The organism is Yoonia sediminilitoris (assembly GCF_003058085.1).
Taxonomy (GTDB): domain Bacteria; phylum Pseudomonadota; class Alphaproteobacteria; order Rhodobacterales; family Rhodobacteraceae; genus Yoonia; species Yoonia sediminilitoris.
In genome coordinates, this window is record NZ_QBUD01000002.1 from 604,904 (window position 1) to 628,723 (window position 23,820).

Below are 23,820 nucleotides of genomic sequence, written 5' to 3' on the forward strand. Positions count from 1 at the left end.
AGTGGCAGCTTCGGTCCGCGTGCTGCAAATCCTGACCTCAGCCGAAAAAGGCAGAAAGATCGCCCCGCGTGAACTCAGAGGCCTTTGCCAGACCGCGCGGCCATATCCGTTGTTACCTGCCTGAAACCGTCGCCATTTCGCAGGCGCAACTGCGCGCACAAAACATCTGTGGAAAATGTCGGCTGACGGCCTTAACCAACTGTTAAAAAAACGCAGGAATTCGAGGGCATCATGCGCTACACGCGTCACTTGGGAGGGTCTTTGAAATGAAGGTGTCGGTATGACAACTGCAAGTTTGCAACGATCAAGACGATCATCGGATCAGTCATCAGGGCGCCGCAAGCAAGATCACGCAGAACCATACAGCACAGGGCGCGAGCGGCGCGGTCCTCCGTTGCAGACAAATGCATCGGCTCAGTCGGTCGTCATGGCCTGTTTGACAATGCCGGTGGCAGAAACACCGCCCGCGCAGGCAGTTGATGCTTACGCAAAGGCCACGCCGCTAAAGACGTCCCAAAAGATCGCGCACGAGGCTTTCTTGCGTGATGCGGAGCTTCAGTATCAAGCGGCGCAGAAAGCATGGGCGTTCGAGCGGCGCACAGGTAAGAAGCCCCGTGCAATCGATGTGGAGTATGCGGAGTTCATTGACCTTTGATCCGCACAGTTTGCGACGGATGAAGCGGCGGGAACGACCTCACGCACAAAATACAGGCAGCAATGCCCTGATGCGCAGCTTTCACTGCGTCAAATGCGCACCATATTCGCAAGAGCCGTCCCAAGCAGCACAGAACCCAAGACAAAGCGGATGAATCTTGACGCTGAGTCCTTGCGACCCCATAGCACCTCTGCTACATCGCGCAGGATTTTGCCGCTCTCGTAAAGTACGGGGGCCAAACAACTTGTCCATCCGTTGCCGCGTTTTCGGGGTGTCACGGGTCTGGACCCAAGACATCGGAAGGCTACACGTGTCCGAAACTGCTGGTATTTCAACAGGCATCGCGTCGCGCTATGCGACAGCTATGTTTGAGCTCGCCAAAGAAGGTGAGTCGATCAAAGCGCTCGAATCAGACGTCGCCGCTTTGGAAACCGCAATGTCCGAAAGTGCGGACTTGCGCACCTTGCTGAACTCTCCACTTTACAGCCGGGAAGAACAATCTGCTGCGATCACTGCGATCGCGGGGAAAATGGGACTTTCTGCCACGACAAGCAATGTGCTGGCCCTTCTGGCCTCCAAGCGCCGCTTGTTTGTGATGCCGCAACTTCTGTCCGTCCTCAAGGACATGCTGGCGGAAGAGCGTGGTGAAGTGACCGCCGAAGTCACGACTGCCAAGGCGCTGACCAAGGCACAGGCAGAAAAGCTGTCCAAGGCACTCAAGGCCCAAGTGGGCAAAACCATCACCATCAAAGAAACCGTCGATGCATCCATCATCGGCGGTCTTATTGTCAAAGTGGGCTCCAAGATGATCGACACGTCGATCGCCTCCAAGCTCAACGCACTCCAGAACACTATGAAAGAGGTCGGATAATGGCGATCCAAGCGTCTGAAATCTCTGCGATCCTGAAGGACCAGATCAAGAACTTCGGTCAAGAAGCCGAAGTGGCCGAAGTTGGCCGGGTACTGAGCGTTGGCGACGGGATCGCCCGCGTTTATGGGCTTGATAACGTACAGGCCGGTGAAATGGTCGAATTCCCTGGCGGCATTCGCGGGATGGCCCTGAACCTTGAAGCCGACAACGTCGGTGTTGTTATCTTTGGTTCTGACCGGGACATCAAAGAAGGCGACACCGTCAAGCGCACCAAATCGATCGTTGACGTGCCTGTGGGTGACGAACTGCTTGGTCGCGTTGTTGACGGCCTTGGCAACCCGCTGGACGGCAAGGGTCCGATCAAGACCAAGACGCGCGCGATTGCTGATAGCAAGGCGCCCGGCATTATCCCTCGCAAATCAGTTCACGAGCCAATGGCAACCGGTCTGAAGTCCGTCGACTCGATGATTCCCGTTGGCCGTGGTCAGCGCGAATTGATCATCGGCGACCGCCAGACAGGCAAGACAGCCATCGCTCTGGATACGATCCTGAACCAGAAGTCTTACAACGACGCAGCCGGCGACGATGAAAGCCAGAAGCTTTACTGCGTCTATGTTGCGATTGGTCAAAAGCGTTCAACCGTGGCACAGCTGGTGAAAAAGCTCGAAGAGTCCGGCGCGATTGAATATTCAATCGTTGTTGCGGCGACCGCATCTGACCCAGCACCCATGCAGTTCCTTGCCCCCTATGCGGCGACTGCGATGGCTGAACATTTCCGCGACAATGGCCGCCACGCGCTGATCATCTATGATGACTTGTCCAAGCAGGCCGTGTCTTATCGCCAGATGTCACTGTTGCTGCGCCGCCCACCAGGGCGTGAAGCCTATCCTGGTGACGTTTTCTATCTTCACTCCCGCCTGCTGGAACGTTCTTGTAAGCTGAACGAAGACAACGGCTCCGGTTCTTTGACCGCGCTGCCAATCATTGAAACGCAAGGTGGGGACGTTTCGGCGTTTATTCCGACAAACGTGATTTCGATCACTGATGGTCAGATCTTCCTTGAAACGGACCTGTTCTTCCAGGGCATCCGCCCCGCTGTGAACACCGGTCTGTCGGTTTCTCGCGTTGGGTCGTCTGCGCAGACGAATTCAATGAAGTCCGTTGCGGGTCCTGTTAAGCTGGAACTGGCCCAGTACCGCGAAATGGCGGCCTTTGCGCAGTTTGGTTCTGACCTTGATGCCGCGACACAGCAGTTGCTGAACCGTGGTGCGCGTCTGACCGAATTGATGAAGCAGCCACAATATTCGCCGCTGACCAACGCCGAGATCGTCTGCGTCATCTATGCAGGCACCAAAGGCTACCTCGACAAAATCGACGTCAAGCTGGTTGGCCGTTTCGAAGCTGGTCTTCTCAAGCATCTGCGGACAAACGCATCTGATGTTCTGGACTTCATCACAAAAGAAGACCCGAAGATCAAAGGCGAGGCCGAAGACAAGATCAAGGCCGCTATTGACGCATTCGCCAAAGATTTCGCCTGAACTCGGACATAGGAGCACCTTATGCCTAGTCTTAAGGACCTAAAAAACAGGATCGAGTCGGTCAAATCGACCCGCAAGATCACCAAGGCCATGCAGATGGTCGCGGCCGCAAAACTGCGCCGCGCCCAAGATGCGGCCGAGGCATCGCGCCCCTACACAGAACGGTTCAACGCCGTGATGGCCGGGCTTGCCGCGTCGGTTGGCGGGTCAGATTCTGCGCCAAAGTTGCTGTCCGGTACGGGCAGCGATCAGGTGCAGCTTCTGATCGTCATGACCGCTGAACGCGGGCTGTGTGGCGGCTTTAACGGCAATATCGCCAAGTTGGCCCGTACACATGCCAAGAATTTGCTGGCTGAAGGCAAGACGGTGAAGATCGTCACTGTGGGCAAGAAAGGCCGTGACGCGATCAAACGTGATCTGGGCGATTACTTTGTTGACCATGTGGATCTGACCCACGTCAAACGTGTCGGCTATGCTGACGCGCAAGAGATTGCCAAGAATATTCTGGCCCGCTTTGATGCAACTGAATTTGACGTCGCCACGATCTTTTTCGCGCGTTTTGAAAATGTTGTGAGCCAGCACCCCACCGCCCAGCAAATCATCCCTGCCAAATTCGAACAGGCAGAAGATGCTGACGCGACGCTCTACGACTATGAGCCCGGTGAGGAAGAAATCCTTGCTGATCTGCTCCCCCGTGGTGTGGCCACCGCGATTTTCAGCGCGTTGTTGGAAAATGCGGCCTCGGAACAGGGCGCACGGATGTCCGCCATGGACAACGCGACACGCAACGCCGGTGAGATGATCGACAAGCTGACAATCGAGTTCAACCGCTCGCGTCAGGCCGTCATCACCAACGAGCTGATTGAAATTATTTCGGGCGCGGAAGCGCTCTAGACCCCGGAGAAAACCACTATGGCAAACGCAAAAGGCAAGATCACGCAGATCATCGGCGCCGTCGTTGACGTGCAGTTTGATGACCACCTGCCTGAGATTCTGAACGCCCTGACAACCGACAACAACGGCAAAGAGTTGACACTTGAGGTTGCCCAGCACCTTGGTGAAAACACTGTCCGGACCATCGCGATGGACTCAACCGAAGGTCTGGTGCGCGGTCAGGAAGTGACCGACCAAGACAACCCGATCACGGTGCCCGTCGGTGACGCCACACTGGGCCGCATCATGAACGTCATTGGTGCCCCAATTGACGAGCGTGGCGACATTGGTGAACAGGAACGTCGTTCCATCCACGCCGAAGCCCCGCCATTTGAAGCCCAGTCAACCGCATCTGAAGTGCTGGTGACAGGGATCAAGGTTATCGACCTTTTGGCCCCTTATGCCAAAGGTGGTAAAATTGGTCTGTTTGGCGGTGCGGGTGTTGGTAAGACAGTTCTTATTCAGGAACTGATCAACAACATCGCCAAAGTGCACTCGGGTTTCTCGGTGTTCGCTGGTGTTGGTGAGCGGACACGCGAAGGGAACGACCTTTACTACGAATTCATCGAATCCGGCGTTATCAACATGGATGACCTGACCAAGTCCAAAGTGGCACTGGTCTACGGTCAGATGAACGAGCCTCCGGGTGCGCGTATGCGTGTGGCCCTGTCAGGTCTGACAATGGCCGAAGCGTTCCGCGACCAGTCTGGTACTGACGTTCTGTTCTTTGTTGATAACATCTTCCGCTTTACGCAAGCGGGATCCGAGGTGTCCGCGCTGTTGGGTCGTATTCCATCTGCTGTGGGTTACCAGCCAACACTGGCTACCGACATGGGCCAGATGCAGGAACGGATTACGTCGACCAAGAACGGTTCGATTACATCCGTTCAGGCGATTTACGTACCTGCGGATGACTTGACCGACCCTGCGCCTGCGACATCGTTTGCGCACTTGGATGCGACTACGGTTCTGAACCGCGCGATTTCGGAAAAGGGTATTTACCCTGCGGTTGACCCGCTCGATTCCACATCGCGTCTGCTGGACCCCGCCATCGTGGGTGAAGAGCACTATTCCGTTGCTGCTGACGTGCAGCAGATGCTGCAGCGTTACAAATCGCTTCAGGATATCATCGCGATTTTGGGCATGGACGAACTGTCAGAAGAAGACAAAATGACCGTTTCGCGCGCGCGTAAGATCGAACGCTTCCTGTCACAGCCGTTTGACGTGGCCGAAGTGTTTACCGGTTCCCCCGGTGTGCAGGTCCCTCTGGAAGACACAATCGCATCGTTCAAGGCTGTTGTTGCTGGCGAATATGATCACTTCCCTGAAGGTGCCTTCTATATGGTCGGTGGCATCGAAGAAGTGAAAGCCAAAGCTGAAAAAATGGCCGCAGACGCAGCTTAAGTCTGGGCGTAAGGAGAAGCCGATATGGCAAACCTACAATTCGATCTCGTCTCACCCGAACGCCGTCTGGCGTCGGTTGAGGCATCCGAAGTCCAGATCCCCGGTGCAGATGGCGACATGACTGCAATGGCAAACCACGCCCCCACGATCACAACATTGCGCCCTGGCGTCTTGCGCGTGGTCCATGGGTCAGAGACTGACGAATATGTCGTCTCTGGCGGGTTCGCCGAAATCACCGCCACGGGCGTGTCGGTTCTTGCAGAACAGGCACTGCCAAAGGGTGAGGTCACGCAAGAGGTGTTTAGCAAGATGGTCGCGGACGCAAAAGCTGCCCACGGTCTTGCCAAGGAAACCTTCAAGAACGAGCCCGGCCCTGTTGATGATGCAGCCAAGCTGTTGTCGGACATGGTGGCCATCGGTGGGCATATCGGACTGACAGCCGACGACTGAATAGGCAAAAATGTTAAATAAAGGCTCCGCTTTGCGGGGCCTTTTTCGTTTCGGGTCGTCATTTGTAAAGAAAGCTGGGATAAACCCTATGGGGTTGTTTTCAAGAGGCCGCCAAAGGCGATGCGCAGATTAAACAGTGGCACAATCGGGATCGATCACGGGGACGTGGTCATGTTTTCCGACTTTGAGCATGATGGCGATATGTGGCGGGGCGAGGGCCCGCGCCAGTCGCGCGAAAACGTCACCTTTTCAATACCCTATGCGACTCCGCCCCATGTTCAGGTGTGTATTTCCATGTGGGATATTTCCAACAAAACCAACATCAGGGCCGACGTTCAGGCCGAGAACATAACCGTACAGGGATTTGAGATTGTGTTCCGGACATGGGCCGACACACAAGTCGCGCGTGTGCGTGTCGCGTGGACCTCCATCGGTGAATTGTCCAATGATGACGGCTGGGACCTGTATTAGCGCACATCGCGCGGTCAGGAACAACGGTTGCACCCCAACTGAAGGCCATACGGCGGCCATTGACAATGCACCCGGGCTTCCAGATATTTTTGGCCGGATGGGCAATCATCGGCTCTGACCATCGAAACGCGCATCCCGAACGCGCAAGAAAGGACTGCTGCAGCATGACCGCATTCGTCATTGGCCAAATGCAAATTCATAGCCGGGACTGGATGGAAGAGTATTTTGCCAAAATTCCTACAGTCGTTTCGGATCACAAGGGTAAGTTTTTGGTGCGCGGCGGCGACCCCTCCCTCCTGGAGGGCGAAGACCCGCTACCGGACGCGGCATTCGTTATTCAATTCCCTGATAGAGAACACGCGCAGCAATTCTGGAATTCTGACGACTTTCAAACGCTCGCGGTCCTGCGGCGGTCAGGGTCCAGGCTCAACGCCATACTCGTCGACAAGTTGGGCTGAACTTAACGAAAGACAGATTTCACCTGCCCCAAGCCCACCGTCCGACAAACGTCCGGATCGCAAAGCAAACTATTCTGCGGCGTAGAGCCCCTCGTAGATCGGGCCCAGCGTTTTATGGTCAAACAGAGAGGATACAGAGGTGCCGTTCCATGTGTTCAGGATCGCCTGGGCGAACATGGGTGCGGTGGGCACGATGCGGATGTTCTTGGCCGCCTTGACTGCCGGCGTTGCGGCGATTGTGTCAGTAATCACAAGGTTTTTCATGACAGATTTCTTGATCCGGTCGACCGCAGGGCCCGACAGCACACCGTGGGTGATGTAGGAATGGACTTCTTTGGCACCATTTTCGACCAGAACCTCTGCCGCCTTGCACAATGTGCCAGCCGTATCGACGATGTCATCGACAATAATGCAGACCTTGTCTTTTACGTCGCCAATCACAGTCATCTCGGCCACTTCGCCCGGCTTGCCCCGGCGTTTGTCCACGATCGACAGGGGGGCACCGATACGTTGCGCCAGATCGCGGGCACGCGTCACGCCACCAACGTCAGGCGACACCACCATTACCTGATCCAGTTTACCCCGGAAGTGGTGCATCGCATCCAGCGCATAAATCGGCGATGCATAGAGGTTGTCCACCGGAATATCGAAAAAACCCTGAATTTGCGTAGCGTGCAAATCCAGGGTGAGAACGCGTTCGATGCCTGCTTCGACAATCATGTTTGACACAAGCTTGGCTGTGATCGGTGTGCGCGCCTTTGAGCGGCGATCCTGTCGGGCATAGCCGAAATAGGGAATAACCGCCGTGATGCGTGCTGCCGACGACCGGCGCAGCGCATCCGCGATGATCAAAAGCTCCATCAGGTTGTCATTGGCAGGGTTTGATGTGGGTTGGACGATGAACATATCCTCACCACGTACATTTTCGAACACCTCAACGAAAATCTCGCCATCGTTGAAACGTTCGACCCGGGCATCACACAGGCCCACCTCCATCCCGCGATGCATCGACATCCGGCGGGCAATTGCGGTGGCAAGCGGCTGATTTGCGTTGCCGGAAATCAGCTTTGGCTCGATCATTGTGGGCATGAAAGGAATGCTTTGGCAGAAGGCCTGTTAAGGTAACAGAATCGTGGCGTTGACTCCGGTTAGCACAGGGTTACGGTCGCGCAAAGAATTCGTGCGCCTCAGGAGGCTACAAATGCCACACATAGATTACTACTTTGCAACAATCTCTCCTTTTACCTACCTATGCGGGATCAGGCCACAAGAGATTGCAACCAAAAACGGCGCGACGATCAAATATAAGCCAGTTGATATTATGGCGCTGTTTGCGCGCACAGGCGGCACAGCCCTGAAGGACCGCCACCCCAACCGGCAGGAATACCGTCTGCAGGATATGGTCCGGCGCGCCAAGCGCTGCAACTTGCCGCTCAACCCCAAGCCGATGTTCTGGCCCACGAATGCCGCCCCGTCCGCCTATGCCATCATTGCCGCCCAAAACGCAGGTGGTGGCGATCTTGCGAAGCTGGTGCATCTGTTTGGAGCAGCCTGCTGGGCTGATGAGCGTGACATCAGCCAAGACGACACGATCCGCGATTGCCTGACGCAGGCGGGATTTGACCCCGACCTTGCTGACAAGGATATGATGACCAGCGCCGATACCTTCGCCCGCAATCTTGAGGATGCGGTCAGCGCGGGTGTTTTCGGGGCGCCTTTCTTTATCACGGACACCGATCAGCGGTTCTGGGGTGAAGACAGGCTGGATGATCTGGACGCAACGCTTTCCGGGACCCTTTAGTGCCGCTGATCGCGGGGCATGATATCCATGTTGTAAGGAAGGGGGCAGGGGCACCTGCGGTCATGGTGCACGGTGCGCTTGTCCGGCAAGATGCGTTTCTGCCTTTGGCCAACTTGCTGGACCACCAGACCACGCTGTTTGATCTTCCCGGTCATGGGCGTAGTAGCGATTGGGACAATACCAGTGAATACCAAGCCCTCGTCGCGCGCATTGCAGCGACCCTTTGCAACGGTCCGGTTCATCTGATCGGGCATTCCTTCGGGGCAACTGCTGCGCTGCGGATTGCTGTCGAGCGGCCAGAGCTTGTCAGTCGCCTGACCCTGATTGAACCCGTCTATTTTGCGGCGGCGAAGGGGTGTGCTGCGCACCGCGCCCACACGCTGTCGTTCCGTCCGTTTTTATCGGCGATGTTGTCAGCCGACGAAACCGCTGCGGCAGCTATTTTTAACGATCTTTGGGGCGACAGGCTGTGGCAGGATCTGTCACCGCGCAGGCAGGCGGAATCATCCCATCGCATACATCTGATCGTGGCGGGTGCTGCGGCGATAGAGCAAGACGCAGACGGCATTACGTCTCCTGACCGGCTGAGCGCGCTGGAGATGCCTGTCACTCTGATCCGAGGCGCACGATCACCTGCGATTATTCAGGCGATACATGATGCGCTGGGCGCGTCGATCACGCAGGCAACTGACCATGTGGTCGCAGGGGCAGGGCATATGCTGCCCATGACCCACACCGATCAGGTTGCCGCGATTATCCGCGCAGCAGATCCAGAAACTGCGTAACCCCTTGTGGGGTCATCGCCCAATCCGTCACCAGACGGCCTGTCAGCATCTCGTCCGGGTCACCTGATGCGGGATCACCGCTTGTCACATAGTACACCGCACCGCTGTCCAGCATCCGCTGATGTTCTGACCGGGGCATCTGGAAATAGATCATATTGGCCTGCGGTTCAAACAGCAACTCAACGCTGTTGTGGCCGCGCAAACCCTCGGCCAGCTGATCACAACGCGCATTGGCAGAACGGGCCATGTCCAGCCATAGCCCGTCGGTCAGATAGGCCTGCATCTGCGCCGACAGATACCGGTGTTTGGACAGCAGGTGCCCGCCGCGCTTGCGCCGCAACTCGAATTCCCACGCAAGGTCGGGGTCAAAGATCACGCAAGCCTCGACCCCCAGCGCGCCATTCTTGGTGCCGCCAAAGCTGACCGTATCAATCCCCGCTTTCCACGACATTTCAGCAGGTGTGCAATCAAGGGCCACAAGCGCGTTGGCGAAACGGGCGCCATCCAGATGGGTTTTCAGCCCGAAATCCCGCGCCACTTCGGTCAGTTCTTCAATCTCGTCCAGCGAATATAACGTGCCCCTTTCGGTGACCTGTGTCAGCGAAACCGGGCCACGCTGCGGCCCATGCACGCCGCGTGTTTCCTCGGCCGTGATCTTGGCATGCAGCGCGTCGGGGGCCATTTTGGCATGTTCGGTCGGCACCAGTGTCAGCTTGGCCTGACTGTAAAATTCAGGGGCGTTACATTCATCTTCTGCAATGTGCGATACATCGGCGCAGAAGATCGTTTCCCAGGGTTGCGCCATCGTCCCCAACAAAATCGAATTGGCCGACGTGCCGTTGATGACCAGATATACCGCGGCTTTCGGGGCCTCGAACAGGTCACGGATTTGCGCACGCACTTCGTCCATGATGGGGTCGGCGCCATAGCCCAACGCATAGCCATTGTTGGCATCAATCAAGGCTTCCATCACTTTGGGATGGGCAGGGCCCGCGTTGTCAGAGGCAAAGAACATTCAGGTAGGCTCCTCGATTATGTAATCATCCCAGTCGTCTTCGTGGACGTTGATTTCGGATACAGTCCGCTCTTGCACGGATACCCCGGCATCATGGACCGAATTCGGATCGCCTGACACCAACGGATGCCAGTCATAGAGCGGCTTGCGTTCGTGCACCAAACGGTAGGCGCAGGTTTGCGGTAACCAATAGAGGTGATCCAGAATTGTTTTCGGCGTCATGACGATGCACTCCGGCACAAATTCATGGCGCATCGCGTAATTGCTGCAAAGGCAGACGGTATCGTCCAGCAAACGGCAGGCCACACGGGTCAGTGCCACGTCGCCATCTTCGTCCTCAAGCTTGTTCAGGCAGCATTTGCCGCAACCATCGCACAGGGCTTCCCATTCGCGCTGGTTGAGCGCGCTCATCGGTTTCTTTTCCCAATAGCGGTCCGCCAGTCCGTCGCGGTCAATCTCAGACATGGGCAAGGATTTCCCGGGCTTGGGCGCAATCCGCGTCCATTTGGGTGATCAGCGCATCAAGCCCGTCAAACTTCAACTCGGGGCGCAGGTAGTCCACCAGAGCGACCGACAGGTTGGCCCCGTAAAGATCGCCCTTGAAATCAAAGATGAATGTTTCACAGTTGGCTGTGTTTTCGCCGAACATCGGACGCACCCCGATTGACGCGGCACCATCATAGCTGCCCTTGTGCTGGCCATTGAGCACATCAACCTTGACCGCATAGACCCCAAATTTTGGCGGATGCAGGCCCGCAATTGACATATTCGCAGTAGGGTATCCAAGGTCGCGACCGCGCTGTTCGCCCCGAATAACCTCGCCCTCGATCCGGTGCCAGTGGTCCAGCATCGCGGCGGCATCGCGAGGGCGCCCTTCGCTCAGGGCACGGCGAATGGCGGTGGACGACACTGCACCGGCATCGTTGGTCACAATCGGCGAAATGGTAACGCCAAAGCCCATTTCCGTACCAAATGCCTGCAGATCGTCCGTCGTTCCCGCACGGCCCTGCCCAAAACAGAAATCCGCACCAACCACCACATGCGCAAGACCAAGCTGGTCTGCTATGATTGTTTGCGCAAACGCCCGTGGCGTCAGGGCAGCAAGGGCCGCGTTGAACGGCAGTTCATACAGCTTTTCGACGCCCAGCTTGGCGAGCCGGTTTGCCTTTGCCTCTGCATTCATCAACCGGAACGGCTTGGGATCTTTGGAAAAGTAACTGCGCGGATGGGGTTCAAACGTCATGATCCCCAAGGGCACGCCCAGATCACGGGCCACTTTGCGGGTGATATCAATGACCGCCTGATGGCCGATGTGGACACCATCAAAATTGCCAATGGCCGCAGCAGCGCCGCGGTCTGTTGGATCAAGGTAGTAGGTGTCTCTGATTATGCGCATGGCCTTGCGTAGCGTGGCCTGCGGACAGGTGCAAGTCAGTCAAACTTGCGGGATGGGGCCAGAACGGTTGCATCCCCCACGAGTACCTTCTTGTTGTTCACAATGCAGCGCGTATCCATCTTGACCCGTCGCTTTGAAAAGTCGATTTCCGTCACTTCGACCTCTGCCAGAACCAGATCACCGGGGCGCACGGGGGCAAGGAATTTCAGGTTCTGTCCAAGATAAACGGTGCCGTGGCCGGGCAGTTGTTCACCGATGACAGCACTCACCAGACCGGCCGTCAGCATCCCGTGGGCAATACGGCCGCCAAAAATCGTGTCGTGGGCATAGTCATCATCAAGATGCACGGGGTTACGGTCGGTAGAGACTTCTGCAAAAAGCTCGATATCGCGATCAGTGATGATCTTGGACACGGACCGGACCATGCCGATCTCAAGATCCTCGATACAGATCGTTCCGCGGGGGGCGTTATCAAGCATTTCGCGCTCCATTAAGTAACAAAAATCCCAATATCACATCGATATTGAAATTTTATTACTTTGCGAGCGCGGAAAGATCAAGTGATTCCGTTAGCGCAGATGGCCTATCGTGAAAGTTGCGCTCATTTGATGGGACTGAAGATAGGCCTCCAGTGCCGCCGGATCGGGCCGTGTAAAGGTTTTTGTCTCAGATGCCGCCAGACCACCCGATATAAACAATGCGTCGATATCTTCCTGCACAGCGCCGAGGATATCGGTCCCGATGCCATCGCCTATCCCGATAATGCGCGGGTCGGCAGGAGCGTTCGGCAGGGCCGCCAACCTGCGCCGGGCCAGATCATAGATCGGCGGATGCGGTTTTCCGAAATAAAGGCTCTCGCCGCCCATTTCCGTATAAAGCGCGGCCAAGGCACCTGCACACCATTCCCGCACCTTGCCACGGTCCACGACGATATCAGGGTTTGCACAAAGTAATTTGAGCCCCTTTTGCTTGGCATACAGAAACTCGGGCCGGTTCACATCAACATCAGCCAGCGGGTCGAACGGGCCGCAGCAGACGATCCCTTCGGCCTGTTCCAGCGGAACCTTTTGGATATTCACCGGGTCGTCGATGATCTTTAACGGCTTGAAAAAATCATCGTCACGCGGGCTTTCCCCCATGAACCAGATCTTTTCGCCGACGATACCCCGATACATTGCCGCCCGCGCGCTATCGCCCGAGGTGGCAATCGCATCCCATGCATCCTGCGGCACGCCGAACCCTTCGATCTGGTGGGCAACGCTGTCCCACGGACGGGGTGAATTCGTGACCAGCACAACAAGCCCGCCGCCGGCACGATATTTCTGCATGGCCGCTACCGCATCCGGCAAAGCATGGACGCCGTTATGCATGCACCCCCACAGATCGACAAAGGCCGCGTCATACTGGCCCGAGATGTCTGCGAAAGTCTCGATAATCTGGGTCATGGTGCGCCCTTGCAGATGAATTGCGGTGATGTGTGTGCGCGCCCCGGATCGTTTCCGGGGCGGACAGATCAGACCTTGAGGTTCGGGATGATCTGCTTTTTGCGGCTCATGATGCCGGGCAGTACAACCGTGTCGCCTGTGACCTTGGCGTCAAAGGATTTCTCGGCCACGGTCTTGGTCAGGTCGTTGGGGACCAGCATGGTTGCTTCTTCGTTCAGGATATCGACTACGAACAACAGCACCTCGTCCACCTTGTCGGCTTCGGCAACCTTCGGCATTTCCTTCATCAGGCTGTCTTTGCGGTCCAGCACGATCTTTGGCGCGGTGGTTTCCAGCACCGAGACGCGGAATTTCTTACCGCCGACTTCATACTCTTTGCTGTCCATCCGCAGCAGTTCGGCATCGGAAAAGGCTGAAATGTCGGACTTGGCGGCAAACATTTCATCGGCATAGGCGGAAATATCGACTTTCAGGTCAATCGCCAGCTTTTCAGCCAGTTCCTTGTCGGTTGGCGTCGTGGTTGGCGACCGGAAGGCCAGCGTATCGGACAGGATGCACGATAGCATCAGGCCCTTGATCCCGTCAGGCATGTCGGCGGCTTTGGCGCCCATCATCTGGTGCATGATCGTCGCGGTGCAGGCCAAGGGGCGGATCGTAATATTAATCGGATCGTTGGTGACCAGACCGCCGGTCAGCTTGTGGTGGTCGATGATGGCGATCACCTTGGCATCATTGATCCCGTCGGGCAGTTCAGCGGGGTTGTTTGTATCAACGATGACACATTGCTGATCGGCTTTGACGTCCTTGATGATGTCCGGCTGCTTGAAGTCCCATTTTTTCAGAACAAACAGCGCCTCGGTATTGGGCGTGCCCAGCAGAGCCGCCTTGGCGTCAATGCCTGTATGGTTCAGGTACCATTCCCAAATCAGGGGCGATCCGGTGCTGTCTGTGTCGGGGGCTTTGTGGCCAAAAACGAGTGTCGTCATAATGAAGCGCCTTCATCTGCTATGGTTTGGGCGGGTTATAGCAGGGGTTTGCGCGATGTCACGGCATGACCTGCGATTACATTGGGAGAGTCATCAGCCATTTTCGTGAAAATAGTCATAGATCTTCTGCGCCATATTGGCTGACACACCGTCCACGGCCTTGAGGTCCGCAAGATTGGCCCGCGCGACGGCCTTGGCCGAGCCGAAATGCGCCAGCAGCGCGCGCTTGCGGGCAGCCCCTACGCCGGGCACATCATCCAGTGGGGTCGCACCAATGGCCTTGCTGCGTTTGGCCCTGTGGGTACCAATGGCAAAGCGGTGGACCTCGTCACGCATCCGCTGAATGAAGTAAAGCACAGGGTCATTATGGCGTAGCGCCATGACGGGCTTGCCGGTACGATAGAATTCTTCCTTGCCTGCATCGCGGTCTTCGCCTTTGGCGACGCCGACCATGGGGATGTCGCTGACCCCAAGATCATCCATAATCTCGCGCACTGCACTGACCTGCCCCGCACCACCGTCAATCAGCAACAGGTCAGGCCAAGTGCCTTGATTGCGTTCGGGGTCTTCCTTCAGCAGCCGTTGGAAGCGGCGGGTCAGGACCTCTTTCATCATGCCGAAATCATCGCCGGGCGTCAGATCATCGCCCTTGATGTTGAACTTGCGATACTGATTCTTGTCGAATCCGTCCGGGCCAGCCACGACCATCGCCCCCACCGCATGGGCACCCTGAATGTGGGAGTTGTCGTAAACCTCGATCCGTTGCGGCACCTTTTCCAGATCAAACGCCTCTGCCACGCCTTTCAGCAGTCGGGCCTGCGTCGCGGTCTCTGACATCTTGCGGGCAAGGCTTTCGCGGGCGTTGCGCAGGGCGTTTTGTACCAATTCCGCTTTTTCGCCGCGTTGGGGGATTACAATCTCGACCTTGCGGCCTGCCTTTTCGGCCATTGCGTCGGCCATCAGGTCGTCATTGTCCAGCCCATGCGACAGGATCAGCATCTTTGGCGGTTCGCGCGTGCTGTAGAACTGGCCGACAAAAGCTTCCATCACCTCTGACAGGTCCTCATCCCCGCTGATGCGCGGATAGTAATCGTGGTTGCCCCAGTTTTGGTTGGCCCGGATAAAGAACACCTGCACACAGGCCTGCCCGCCATCGGTATGAAGCGCGATGATATCCGCCTCGGCGGTGTTTTGCGGGTTGATCCCTTGGGCCGATTGGACTTGCGTCAGCGCCTTGATCCTGTCGCGCAGGGCGGCAGCGCGTTCGAACTCCATTTCCGCGCTCGCCGCCTGCATTTGCGCGGCCAGTGTTTCCTGAATGCCCTTGGTGCGACCTTGCAGGAACTGTTCCGCGTCACGCACTGTGGCGGCATAATCCTGTGCCGAGATCAGCCCGCAACAGGGACCAGAACAGCGCTTGATCTGATATTGCAGACAGGGGCGCGTGCGCGTTTCAAAGTCGCTGTCAGAGCAATTGCGCAACAAGAACACCCGCTGAAGCTGATTGAGTGTGCGGTTGACCGCACCGGCACCGGCGAACGGCCCATAGTAGTTGCCCTTTTGCTTCTTGGCGCCGCGATGTTTCTTGATCTGGGGAAAGGCATGATCTTTGGCCACAAGGATATTGGGAAAGGATTTGTCGTCGCGCAGCAGCACATTGTAGCGCGGCTTCAACTGCTTGATCAGGTTCTGCTCCAGCAGTAGCGCCTCTGTTTCCGTGCGCGTTGTCAGAAACATCATCGACGCGGTTTCGCGGATCATCCGGGTGATACGCGGACTGTGCTGTCCGGGGCGGCTGTAGCTGCTGACGCGCGCCTTGAGGTTGCGGGCCTTGCCGACATACAAAACCCGACTATCCGCATCCAGCATCCGGTAGACGCCCGGAGAATTATCCAGCGTGCGCAGATAATCATGGATGATGTCGTAACCGGACTTGGGCTGTAGGGTCATCGGGGATGTTTCGTGATTCTATTTTGGCTGCAATGGTAGCGCCGCGGGGACAAGAGAAAAGGCATCCACGCAATCTGTGGATAACTCAGTGGATTAATCTTTGGCAGATGGAATTTTCCTTTGTTTTTGGCTCACTTCGATGATCTGCTTAATCTTTAGGCGTATTTTCAAGCCACTGTTATTGCAGTGTTTTTTTATTGCGATCCAGTTAACACCTTGAAAAATAGGTCAATTGCAACGCTTTTGTGACACTTGACATGCCCCGGTGCGTAACTTTGGCCTGATTCATTCAACCCCAACCACATCTGGCGTCTCCCAGGCCAGATGCTGGCCCCCGTCGATGGCCAGCATTTGTCCTGTGACAGCGGGCGCATCCAGAAAATATCCCAAGGCCGCCGTGATATCGGCGGGGTTTGCGCCACGCTTCAGGATCGTCGCGGCGCGCTGCTTTGCGAACTGCACGTCAGATTGTTCATGTCCCTGCAATGTCGGCCCCGGCCCGATGCCATTCACCCTGATCTTGGGTGCCAGCGCCTGCGCCGTCGTGCGGGTCATCGCCCAAAGCCCCATCTTTGCAATTGTGTAGCTCATGAATTCGGGGGTCAGCTTGTGTACCCGCTGGTCAAGCATATTAATGACCAGCGCCTGCGCAACAGGTTCTCCGAAATCACCAATCATCGGGTCGGGCGCTTGGGCGGCGAACCTCTGGGTAAGCACAAAGGGCGCACGCAGGTTGGATTCTATGTGTCTGTCCCAGCTTTCGCGGGTGCCCGTGGTGATGTTGTCGTGTTCAAAGATTGACGCATTGTTGATCAAGCAGGTCAGCGGCCCGCCAAGTGCGTCAACCGCCCGTGTCACCAGACCCTCTGTCGCCTCTTCGTTCAACAGATCAGCTTGCAGGGCTGTTGCCTGCCGCCCCATGGCCTGCAATCGGGCAACGGTTTCGTCCGCACCAGCCTTTGACCCGGCGAAATGCACGGCCACGTCATAGCCGCGCACCCCGAGGTAAAGCGCCATTGCCTGACCAAGCCGTGCGCCCGCACCTGTCACAAGCGCCTTCACTTTCGGCGCTTTTCGCACACGCAGGGGCCTTTGCCGATGCGGTATCTGTTGCATTTGGGGCATTTGGCTGCGGCCAGCCTGTCCTGCCCCGGAAAGCGAAACTTACCGAATATGCTGAGCACGGCCATGAAAGCCAGAAAGATCAGGATGATCTTGGTAATCATAGGCCAAACCGGGCGTAGGCTGCACGCTCTTCAATGCTGCCGATCGCGTCGCCTACAATCTGGGCCCCAAAGCGCGATAGGATGGAACGTTTCTGCCCATACCGCCGGAATGTCACCTTGTCGCCGAACCGCTCTTTCATGATCGGTCCCAGATGGCCAATACCATCGGCAAGCCCTGCATCGATGCCCTTCTGACCGATGTAGACTTCACCGGAAAACAGGTTTTCATCGTCGATCAGTTTCGTGCCACGGCGCGCTTTCACATAGTCGATGAATGACGCGTGGATATCTTCTAGCCAGCCCTTCAGCCGTTTCACATCGGCGGGCTTTTCGGGTTTGAACGGGTCCATCATGGATTTGGATTTGCCCGCCGTATGCACGCGCCGTTCAATCCCCAGCTTGGCAATTCCCTCGGGCACGCCGAATCCGGCGCTGATGACCCCGATTGACCCTGTGATTGAACAGTCATCGACAAAAATTTCGTCCGCGGCGCAGGCCAGCCAGTACCCACCCGATGCGGCCACATCTTCGACAAAGGCGAAAACAGGGATCTTCTTTTCGTCAGCCAGCCTGCGGATGCGGGCCGCAATCAGCGACGATTGCACGGGCGATCCGCCAGGGCAGTTGATTTCAAGTGCCACAGCGGCGGGTTTCCCCTTGCTGAACGCCTTTTCGATAACGGGGGCAAGGTTGGGGTTGTCCAGCCCGCGCCCGCCGTTGGTGATCGCCCCTTGTAGCCGGATGACCGCCACGAATGGGGATGACTTGGTGAATGGGATATATTTCATAATGCCTATCTAGTCCTTGGCCATTGATGCACAAGTCATTGCCGAATGCGCCAGCCTGTTTTGAATATCCACCCGATAAAGCCCAGACAGGCCGCCGTGAACAGCGCGATGGCCAACAGTGAAACCCCGATCCCTACATCTGCGGTCCCAAAGAACGACCAGCGGAAGCCGCTGATAAGGTAAACGACCGGGTTGAACAGTGTCACCGTTTGCCATGCGGGCGGCAGCATCGTGATGGAATAGAACGACCCACCCAGAAAGACGAGCGGCGTAATCACCAGCAGGGGGATCAATTGCAACTGCTCGAAGTTGCCCGCCCAAATTCCAATGATGAAACCAAGCAGGGAAAAGCTGATGCAGGTCAGTATCAGAAAGCCCATCATCGCAAAGGGATGCTGGATTTCTAAATCGACAAAGAAATAGGCCGTCACCAGAATGATCACGCCAATAAACAATGCCTTGGTGGCCGCAGCCCCCACATAGCCTGCAACGATTTCCAGAAAATTTATCGGTGCCGACAGCAATTCATAGATCGTCCCGATAAATTTCGGAAAGTAGATGCCAAAACTGGCGTTGGACGTGGCCTGTGTCATCACCGAAAGCATGATTAGCCCCGGCACGATAAAGGCGCCATAGCTGACCCCTTCCACCTGATCGATCCGCGACCCGATGGCGGCCCCGAACACCACAAAGTAGAGTGATGTAGACAAGACCGGCGACACGAACGACTGGGTAATCGTGCGGAAAAAGCGCCGCATCTCAGAGAGATAGATCGTCAGAACAGCATTCAGGTTCATGTTGTTTCCTTCACCAGCCCGACAAAGATGTCCTCAAGACTGCTTTGCTCTGTCTGGATGTCTTTCATTTGCAGACCCGCCTTTTGCAGATCGGTCAGCAGGGTGGTGATGCCGGTGCGTTCGCCCGAGGTGTCGTAGCTGTAGGTCAGATGCAACCCATCGTCCGCGCGCTCAAGGTCGTATCCGGCAAGAGGTGCGGGGATCGCATCGAGCCGGTCCGCCAGTTCGATCCGCAGCTTTTTCTGTCCCATTTGGGTCATCAGATCAGCCTTGTTCTGCACCAGCAGGATTTCACCTTTGTTGATGACGCCAATCCGGTCGGCGATGGCTTCTGCCTCTTCGATATAATGGGTCGTCAGTATAATCGTCACGCCAGAGGCTTTCAGCCCCGCAACGACTTCCCACATATCCTTGCGCAACTCGACGTCGACGCCTGCGGTTGGTTCATCAAGGAAAAGTACATGTGGTTCGTGGGCAAGCGCCTTGGCAATAAGAACCCGCCGCTTCATGCCCCCCGACAGGGTCATGATCTTGTTATCTTTCTTGTCCAGTAGCGACAGCTGGCGCAAAACCTCTTCGATCCGCGCATCGTCGCGGCGTTTGCCGAACAGTCCCCGCGAAAAGCTGACCGAACTGAAAACCGTCTCGAACGGCTCAAGATTGATTTCCTGAGGCACCAGCCCAATCAGGCTGCGTGCCGCCCGAAACGCCGTCTGCGTATCATGGCCACCAACCGTGATTGTACCAGAGCTCGGCACCGTGATGCCGCAAATGGTCGAGATCAGCGTGGTCTTGCCTGCACCATTCGGACCAAGAAGGGCGATTATCTCGCCTTCTTCGATATCAAGGTTGACGTCCTTGAGGGCTTCGAACCCGCCAGCGTAGGATTTACTCAGGTTCTTGATTGACACGACTGGTGGCATGGCAGGGGGCTTTCATTAAGTTGTCGGGAACCTAGTGCCGCGCCGCCGGAAGGAAAAGGATTTAACTGGAAATTGCCGCGAAAGACCGCAGGATCGTTTTGCGAAAATCAGATCATCATCCGTGCGACATCAAGCATCCGGCAGCTGAACCCCCATTCATTGTCATACCAGCCAAAAATGCGGACCAGCCCACCCGCCGTCACCCGCGTTTCGGGCAGTGACACAATCAGGCTTTCGGGCCGCGCCCGCAAATCGGACGAGACCAGTGGTTTGTCGGTCCAGCCAATCGTGCCCGATTGCGCACGGATCAGGTCATGGACATCCCTTAGCGTCGCCCTTTCGCGTAAAGTCACCGTCAGGTCGATGGCTGACACGCTCGCTGTGGGTACGCGCACCGCAGCAGCCTCGATCCGGCCGGCGATGTCGGGCAGCACCTGATTCAGCAGGGCTTGTGCAGATGTTGTTGTCGGCACCATCGACAGGCCCGCCGCCCGGCTGCGCAACATGTCGTCGCGTGGTGCATCAATTGTAGGCTGACTGCCGGTATAGCAATGGATTGTCGTCATCCAGCCGGTTTCCAGTCCCCAGGCATCATCCAGCAACTTCACCACCGGAGCCAGCGCATTGGTCGTACAGGATGCGTTGGACACCACCGCCTGATCCCCAAGCAGGTGATCGTTCGCTTCCAGCACAACGGTCAGGTCGGCCACGTCACAGGGGCCAGAGATGAGAACGCGGTGCGCCCCGGCCCGCATGCCCGCTCCTGCGGAGGGTCGGGTCTTGGCCTTGCCAGTGCATTCCAGCATCAGATCAACCCCGGTCAGATCAAGGGTGCTTGCATCAGCCGTGCGATGCATCGGTATGCGCTTGCCATCCACGATCAAGACATCGCCATCCAGCGTGACAACGCCGGGATAGGGACCAAAGACACTGTCATAGGCAAACAGATGCGCGCAAAGATCGGGTGCGGCGATATCATTTATTCCTACGATATCCAATTCTGACGCATAGCCCCCGGCCCACGCCCGCAATATTGTTCGTCCGATCCGGCCAAAGCCGTTGATGAACATTTTCTTCATCTGCACACCCTCGGTTGTCTTCAGGACGATGGATGCATTTTGTCAGACACGGCGGCAAGCAGGCTTTTTCTGCCGGGCTAAATCATTTAAGGATGCATTTCGGTTGGAGAATCAGTGCAGGTGCGAAAAAGGCTGCGGCAGTCTCGCGCCTGATTCAGGTTAACAAATAGTTAACTCGCCCAAAGAACTTGCACCAAAGCATCTTTCTTACAGGTACGGGTGAATCATGCGGGCAATGTCTGAGTATTGACGTGGTTTCACCATAATAAGCCATGCTAGATGCGAAGAACGGCAGTTTTCTGCCTGCAACTGTTTCGAGTTCGAGCCATAATAGAGCGGAAAAGCTCGGATTAAGGACCACTAAACAACAAGTTGGCGTCACTTTTTGGCCCAATTTGAATGACACTAATTAAAGAGGATGGGCGGGAGAATCCGTAGATCTCGAGTTTTGAAAGCTGGATGTGAGATGGGCAAGGCGCAGATACAAGATAACAGCGGTGACGAGAAGGACAGCTTCGTCGATGAACTGAAGCCGGGCACAAAATTGATGCACGGACAGTACACGATCGAAAACTTTCTCAACGCTGGCGGCTTTGGCATCACATACCTCGCCAAAGACAGTCTCGATCGAAAGATCGTTATCAAGGAATGTTTTCCCGGCGCGTTTTGCCGCCGGAGCCGGTACGTTGTGCAGGCCCGTTCGCGAGCCCACCAGAACGAACTGAAGTCTATCGTTCGTCTCTTCGTGCAAGAGGCGCGCAGCCTTGCCAAGCTTGACCACCCCAATATCGTCGGCGTTCACCAGGTTTTTGAAGATAACGAAACAGCCTATATGGCGCTCGACTATGTTGAAGGCCGTGATCTGCTGGACACGATCGAGGACCCGAACCACGGCCTGACGCCGGTACAGATCAAATCAATCCTGAAAGAGGTTCTGGGCGCGGTTGGGTTTATCCACGATCAAGGTATCCTGCACCGCGATATCTCGCCCGATAACATCCTGATCAACAAAAGCTTTCACCCGGTTTTGATTGACTTTGGCGCCGCCCGCGAGGAAGCCACCAAGCAAAGCCGCGTTTTGTCTGCGCTGCGTGTCGTGAAAGACGGGTACTCGCCACAGGAATTCTACATTGCCGGCTCAGAGCAGAGCCCGAGCAGTGACCTTTATGCACTGGCAGCGTCTTTCCACCACCTGATCGCAAGAAATGTTCCGCCAAACAGTCAGGCCCGTCTTGCCGCGATCGCGTCAGGTGATCCCGACCCCTACGTGCCTTTGCTGGGTCGTTTCGATGAGTATGAAAACGACTTTCTGGCCGCCATCGACAAGGCGCTCGCTGTTCTGCCAAAGGACCGGCTCAAGTCCGCGCAGGACTGGGTCAACATGATGGATGGCGTCGAAGGCAATGTAACCGCCCTGAATGTCGTCAATACGGCGGCCGCCGCTGCAACAGACAGCCGTGGACAGGTCGCCAAGAAGTCAAAGGCGCCACTTTTTCTGGGCTCTGCCGCGGCAATCGCACTGCTTATCGGCGTAGGCGCATTTTTCATGACAAACGGTGGTGATGTACCACTTCAAACCCCGTTCGCGACCCCGACAGAGGCACCACAAGCGCCTGCACCTGTTGAAACACCTGCCGCAACCGTTGTGGCCCCGGTGACACCGGAGGCGGAGGTCGCGATTGTTGCGCCTCAGGAAACAACGCCGGCACCTGAGTTGGCGACGCCGTCTGCTGACCAAACGGAAGCTGTCGAGCCGGAAACTGTCACCCCTGAAGCAGAGGTTATCGCGCCGGAAATCATTGCGCCGGAGGCGGCTGAGACGATTGAGCCTGAGGCCGCTGAGACGCAGGTGCCCGCCCAGGTGCCCGTCATCGGCCCAGAGATAATCGAGGATGGCGATGCAACCGCTTCTGCGCAACCCGATGATCGCCCGGGCATCATTGAAGGCCCCGCAATTGTTGATCCGCCAGACTTACGCCCCGCCACGCGTCCGCAGGCAATTGAACTGTCAGCCGTTCCAGAGGTTGTTGCCCCGAATCCTCTGCCAGAGCCGGTCGTGACGCCCCGAAACATCACTGCTGACGACACCCAAAGTGTGGCCCTGCCGAACCAGACAGTTATCCGGCCCGCCACGGATAATGCCACGCCAAATGTCGCGCTGCCGGGTACACCGGAAGCGATCGCTGATTTGGGTACCGGGGAAGGCATTGAAGGTATCTCTGCGGTAACGCCGGGCAATGAACTCTTGCCATCCGCCGTACAGACAAGCTGGTCAGTTCGCCTGCCTTTTGGCGCAAACGGGGCCGACTCTAACACGATCGGCTTCATCGCTGCGATTTCGCCGGTCTGGGTCAAGCCCGGGCTGGAGATCACTGCTGTCAACGGCACGCCCGTCGCCTCGATTTCCGAGATTTCGGAGGTTCTGCGCGAGACCGTTACGCCGGGCGAACTAAGTCAGATCGAAGTGTCATTTGGCACGTTGGACCCTGCAACAAGTCAGGTTGAAGAACATCAGTGGGCCGTGCCCGTCGTGCAAGAGACGACACTGCTGAATGGCGCACGTTTCGAGACCGTCGCTGTTGGCGATAAATGGCGGACCACACTGGTCGATGTGCCTGCCGAAATGGGGGACGAACTTTTCGTGGGTGATGTGTTAGAAGAGTACATTCCCACCGGTGAGGCGATAAACGGACCCGGTAGCATCGGCACATTGATTGAACGTGAGTTAGAGAACGGAACGACACAATTTCCATTCAAGGTTGGACGCGATGGAAATCTGTGGCTCGGATTTCTTAATTATGCAGGCCGCGGAGAATGAATGAAGCGGTGTGCCCGAAGGGCCGTGTCTG

25 protein-coding genes are annotated in these 23,820 nt (G+C 56.5%); 11 read left to right on the forward strand and 14 right to left on the reverse strand.

Annotation, left to right across the window (positions count from 1 at the left end):
• Positions 1-280 precede the first annotated feature (280 nt).
• The 8 genes from C8N45_RS23180 to C8N45_RS07820 all read left to right on the forward strand — a co-directional run bounded on the left by C8N45_RS23180 (position 281) and on the right by C8N45_RS07820 (position 6,780).
• Positions 281-655, forward strand: a complete 375-nt coding sequence (locus C8N45_RS23180; RefSeq protein WP_168769425.1) for a hypothetical protein — start codon at positions 281-283, stop codon at positions 653-655.
• Between the two features lie 310 nt (positions 656-965).
• Complete coding sequence (locus tag C8N45_RS07790; protein ID WP_108385641.1) at positions 966-1,526, forward strand: F0F1 ATP synthase subunit delta; 561 nt, start codon at positions 966-968, stop codon at positions 1,524-1,526.
• Entirely contained in the window at positions 1,526-3,064 is a 1,539-nt protein-coding gene (gene atpA, locus C8N45_RS07795) for a F0F1 ATP synthase subunit alpha (protein ID WP_108385642.1), read from the forward strand. Before C8N45_RS07790 ends, atpA begins: the two co-directional genes overlap by 1 nt.
• A gap of 21 nt (positions 3,065-3,085) precedes the next feature.
• Positions 3,086-3,958 (forward strand): F0F1 ATP synthase subunit gamma, encoded by an 873-nt coding sequence (locus C8N45_RS07800; RefSeq protein ID WP_108385643.1) that lies wholly within the window; start codon positions 3,086-3,088, stop codon positions 3,956-3,958.
• Between the two features lie 18 nt (positions 3,959-3,976).
• Positions 3,977-5,401: a F0F1 ATP synthase subunit beta gene (gene atpD, locus C8N45_RS07805; protein WP_108385644.1), complete on the forward strand. Its 1,425-nt coding sequence runs from the start codon at positions 3,977-3,979 to the stop codon at positions 5,399-5,401.
• A 24-nt stretch (positions 5,402-5,425) separates the two neighbouring features.
• Positions 5,426-5,851, forward strand: a complete 426-nt coding sequence (locus tag C8N45_RS07810) for a F0F1 ATP synthase subunit epsilon (protein WP_108385645.1) — start codon at positions 5,426-5,428, stop codon at positions 5,849-5,851.
• A gap of 120 nt (positions 5,852-5,971) precedes the next feature.
• Positions 5,972-6,322 carry an H-type lectin domain-containing protein gene (locus tag C8N45_RS07815; protein WP_108385646.1) on the forward strand — a complete coding sequence of 117 codons (351 nt, stop codon included), beginning with the start codon at positions 5,972-5,974 and terminating at the stop codon, positions 6,320-6,322.
• A gap of 164 nt (positions 6,323-6,486) precedes the next feature.
• Positions 6,487-6,780 carry a DUF1330 domain-containing protein gene (locus C8N45_RS07820; protein WP_168769426.1) on the forward strand — a complete coding sequence of 98 codons (294 nt, stop codon included), beginning with the start codon at positions 6,487-6,489 and terminating at the stop codon, positions 6,778-6,780.
• A gap of 69 nt (positions 6,781-6,849) precedes the next feature.
• Here the strand turns inward: C8N45_RS07820 and C8N45_RS07825 are convergent, their stop codons facing one another.
• On the reverse strand, positions 6,850-7,869 hold the full coding sequence (locus tag C8N45_RS07825; RefSeq protein WP_108385648.1) for a ribose-phosphate pyrophosphokinase: 1,020 nt from the start codon (positions 7,867-7,869) through the stop codon (positions 6,850-6,852).
• Between the two features lie 112 nt (positions 7,870-7,981).
• Here C8N45_RS07825 and C8N45_RS07830 point away from each other — a divergent pair, with 112 nt between their 5' ends.
• Together C8N45_RS07830 and C8N45_RS07835 are read left to right on the forward strand one after the other, a co-directional pair.
• A complete protein-coding gene (locus C8N45_RS07830) occupies positions 7,982-8,581 on the forward strand; it encodes a 2-hydroxychromene-2-carboxylate isomerase (RefSeq protein WP_108385649.1) in 600 nt (199 codons plus the stop codon).
• Positions 8,581-9,366, forward strand: coding sequence for an alpha/beta fold hydrolase (locus tag C8N45_RS07835; RefSeq protein WP_108385650.1), 786 nt, complete (start codon positions 8,581-8,583; stop codon positions 9,364-9,366). The genes C8N45_RS07830 and C8N45_RS07835 overlap by 1 nt, the downstream gene beginning before the upstream one ends.
• On the opposite strand, the gene C8N45_RS07840 is transcribed toward C8N45_RS07835, so the two are convergent.
• The 13 genes from C8N45_RS07840 to C8N45_RS07895 all read right to left on the reverse strand — a co-directional run bounded on the left by C8N45_RS07840 (position 9,335) and on the right by C8N45_RS07895 (position 20,971).
• Complete coding sequence (locus C8N45_RS07840) at positions 9,335-10,381, reverse strand: threonine aldolase family protein (protein WP_108385651.1); 1,047 nt, start codon at positions 10,379-10,381, stop codon at positions 9,335-9,337. The two genes, C8N45_RS07835 and C8N45_RS07840, sit on opposite strands and share 32 nt — an antisense overlap.
• Positions 10,382-10,846 (reverse strand): YcgN family cysteine cluster protein, encoded by a 465-nt coding sequence (locus C8N45_RS07845; RefSeq protein WP_108385652.1) that lies wholly within the window; start codon positions 10,844-10,846, stop codon positions 10,382-10,384. It abuts the gene before it with no gap.
• Positions 10,839-11,777, reverse strand: a complete 939-nt coding sequence (locus C8N45_RS07850; RefSeq protein ID WP_108385653.1) for a bifunctional riboflavin kinase/FAD synthetase — start codon at positions 11,775-11,777, stop codon at positions 10,839-10,841. The genes C8N45_RS07845 and C8N45_RS07850 overlap by 8 nt, the downstream gene beginning before the upstream one ends.
• A gap of 35 nt (positions 11,778-11,812) precedes the next feature.
• On the reverse strand, positions 11,813-12,256 hold the full coding sequence (locus C8N45_RS07855; RefSeq protein WP_108385778.1) for a MaoC family dehydratase: 444 nt from the start codon (positions 12,254-12,256) through the stop codon (positions 11,813-11,815).
• A gap of 90 nt (positions 12,257-12,346) precedes the next feature.
• Positions 12,347-13,222: a TIGR01459 family HAD-type hydrolase gene (locus C8N45_RS07860; protein WP_108385654.1), complete on the reverse strand. Its 876-nt coding sequence runs from the start codon at positions 13,220-13,222 to the stop codon at positions 12,347-12,349.
• Positions 13,223-13,290: 68 nt separating this feature from the next.
• A complete protein-coding gene (locus tag C8N45_RS07865; RefSeq protein WP_108385655.1) occupies positions 13,291-14,208 on the reverse strand; it encodes a manganese-dependent inorganic pyrophosphatase in 918 nt (305 codons plus the stop codon).
• Between the two features lie 93 nt (positions 14,209-14,301).
• Complete coding sequence (gene uvrC / locus C8N45_RS07870) at positions 14,302-16,158, reverse strand: excinuclease ABC subunit UvrC (RefSeq protein WP_108385656.1); 1,857 nt, start codon at positions 16,156-16,158, stop codon at positions 14,302-14,304.
• A 285-nt stretch (positions 16,159-16,443) separates the two neighbouring features.
• On the reverse strand, positions 16,444-17,220 hold the full coding sequence (locus C8N45_RS07875) for an SDR family oxidoreductase (RefSeq protein ID WP_108385657.1): 777 nt from the start codon (positions 17,218-17,220) through the stop codon (positions 16,444-16,446).
• Entirely contained in the window at positions 17,217-17,384 is a 168-nt protein-coding gene (locus tag C8N45_RS23185) for a hypothetical protein (protein WP_168769427.1), read from the reverse strand. Before C8N45_RS23185 ends, C8N45_RS07875 begins: the two co-directional genes overlap by 4 nt.
• Entirely contained in the window at positions 17,381-18,172 is a 792-nt protein-coding gene (locus C8N45_RS07880; protein WP_108385658.1) for a S49 family peptidase, read from the reverse strand. The genes C8N45_RS23185 and C8N45_RS07880 overlap by 4 nt, the downstream gene beginning before the upstream one ends.
• 35 nt (positions 18,173-18,207) lie before the next feature.
• Entirely contained in the window at positions 18,208-18,969 is a 762-nt protein-coding gene (locus C8N45_RS07885; RefSeq protein WP_108385659.1) for an ABC transporter permease, read from the reverse strand.
• A complete protein-coding gene (locus tag C8N45_RS07890; protein WP_108385660.1) occupies positions 18,966-19,892 on the reverse strand; it encodes an ABC transporter ATP-binding protein in 927 nt (308 codons plus the stop codon). Before C8N45_RS07890 ends, C8N45_RS07885 begins: the two co-directional genes overlap by 4 nt.
• A gap of 107 nt (positions 19,893-19,999) precedes the next feature.
• Entirely contained in the window at positions 20,000-20,971 is a 972-nt protein-coding gene (locus C8N45_RS07895) for a type I glyceraldehyde-3-phosphate dehydrogenase (protein WP_108385661.1), read from the reverse strand.
• 466 nt (positions 20,972-21,437) lie between these two features.
• Between C8N45_RS07895 and C8N45_RS07900 the strand changes: the two genes are divergently transcribed.
• On the forward strand, positions 21,438-23,789 hold the full coding sequence (locus C8N45_RS07900) for a serine/threonine protein kinase (protein ID WP_108385662.1): 2,352 nt from the start codon (positions 21,438-21,440) through the stop codon (positions 23,787-23,789).
• The last annotated feature ends 31 nt before the right edge of the window (positions 23,790-23,820 follow it).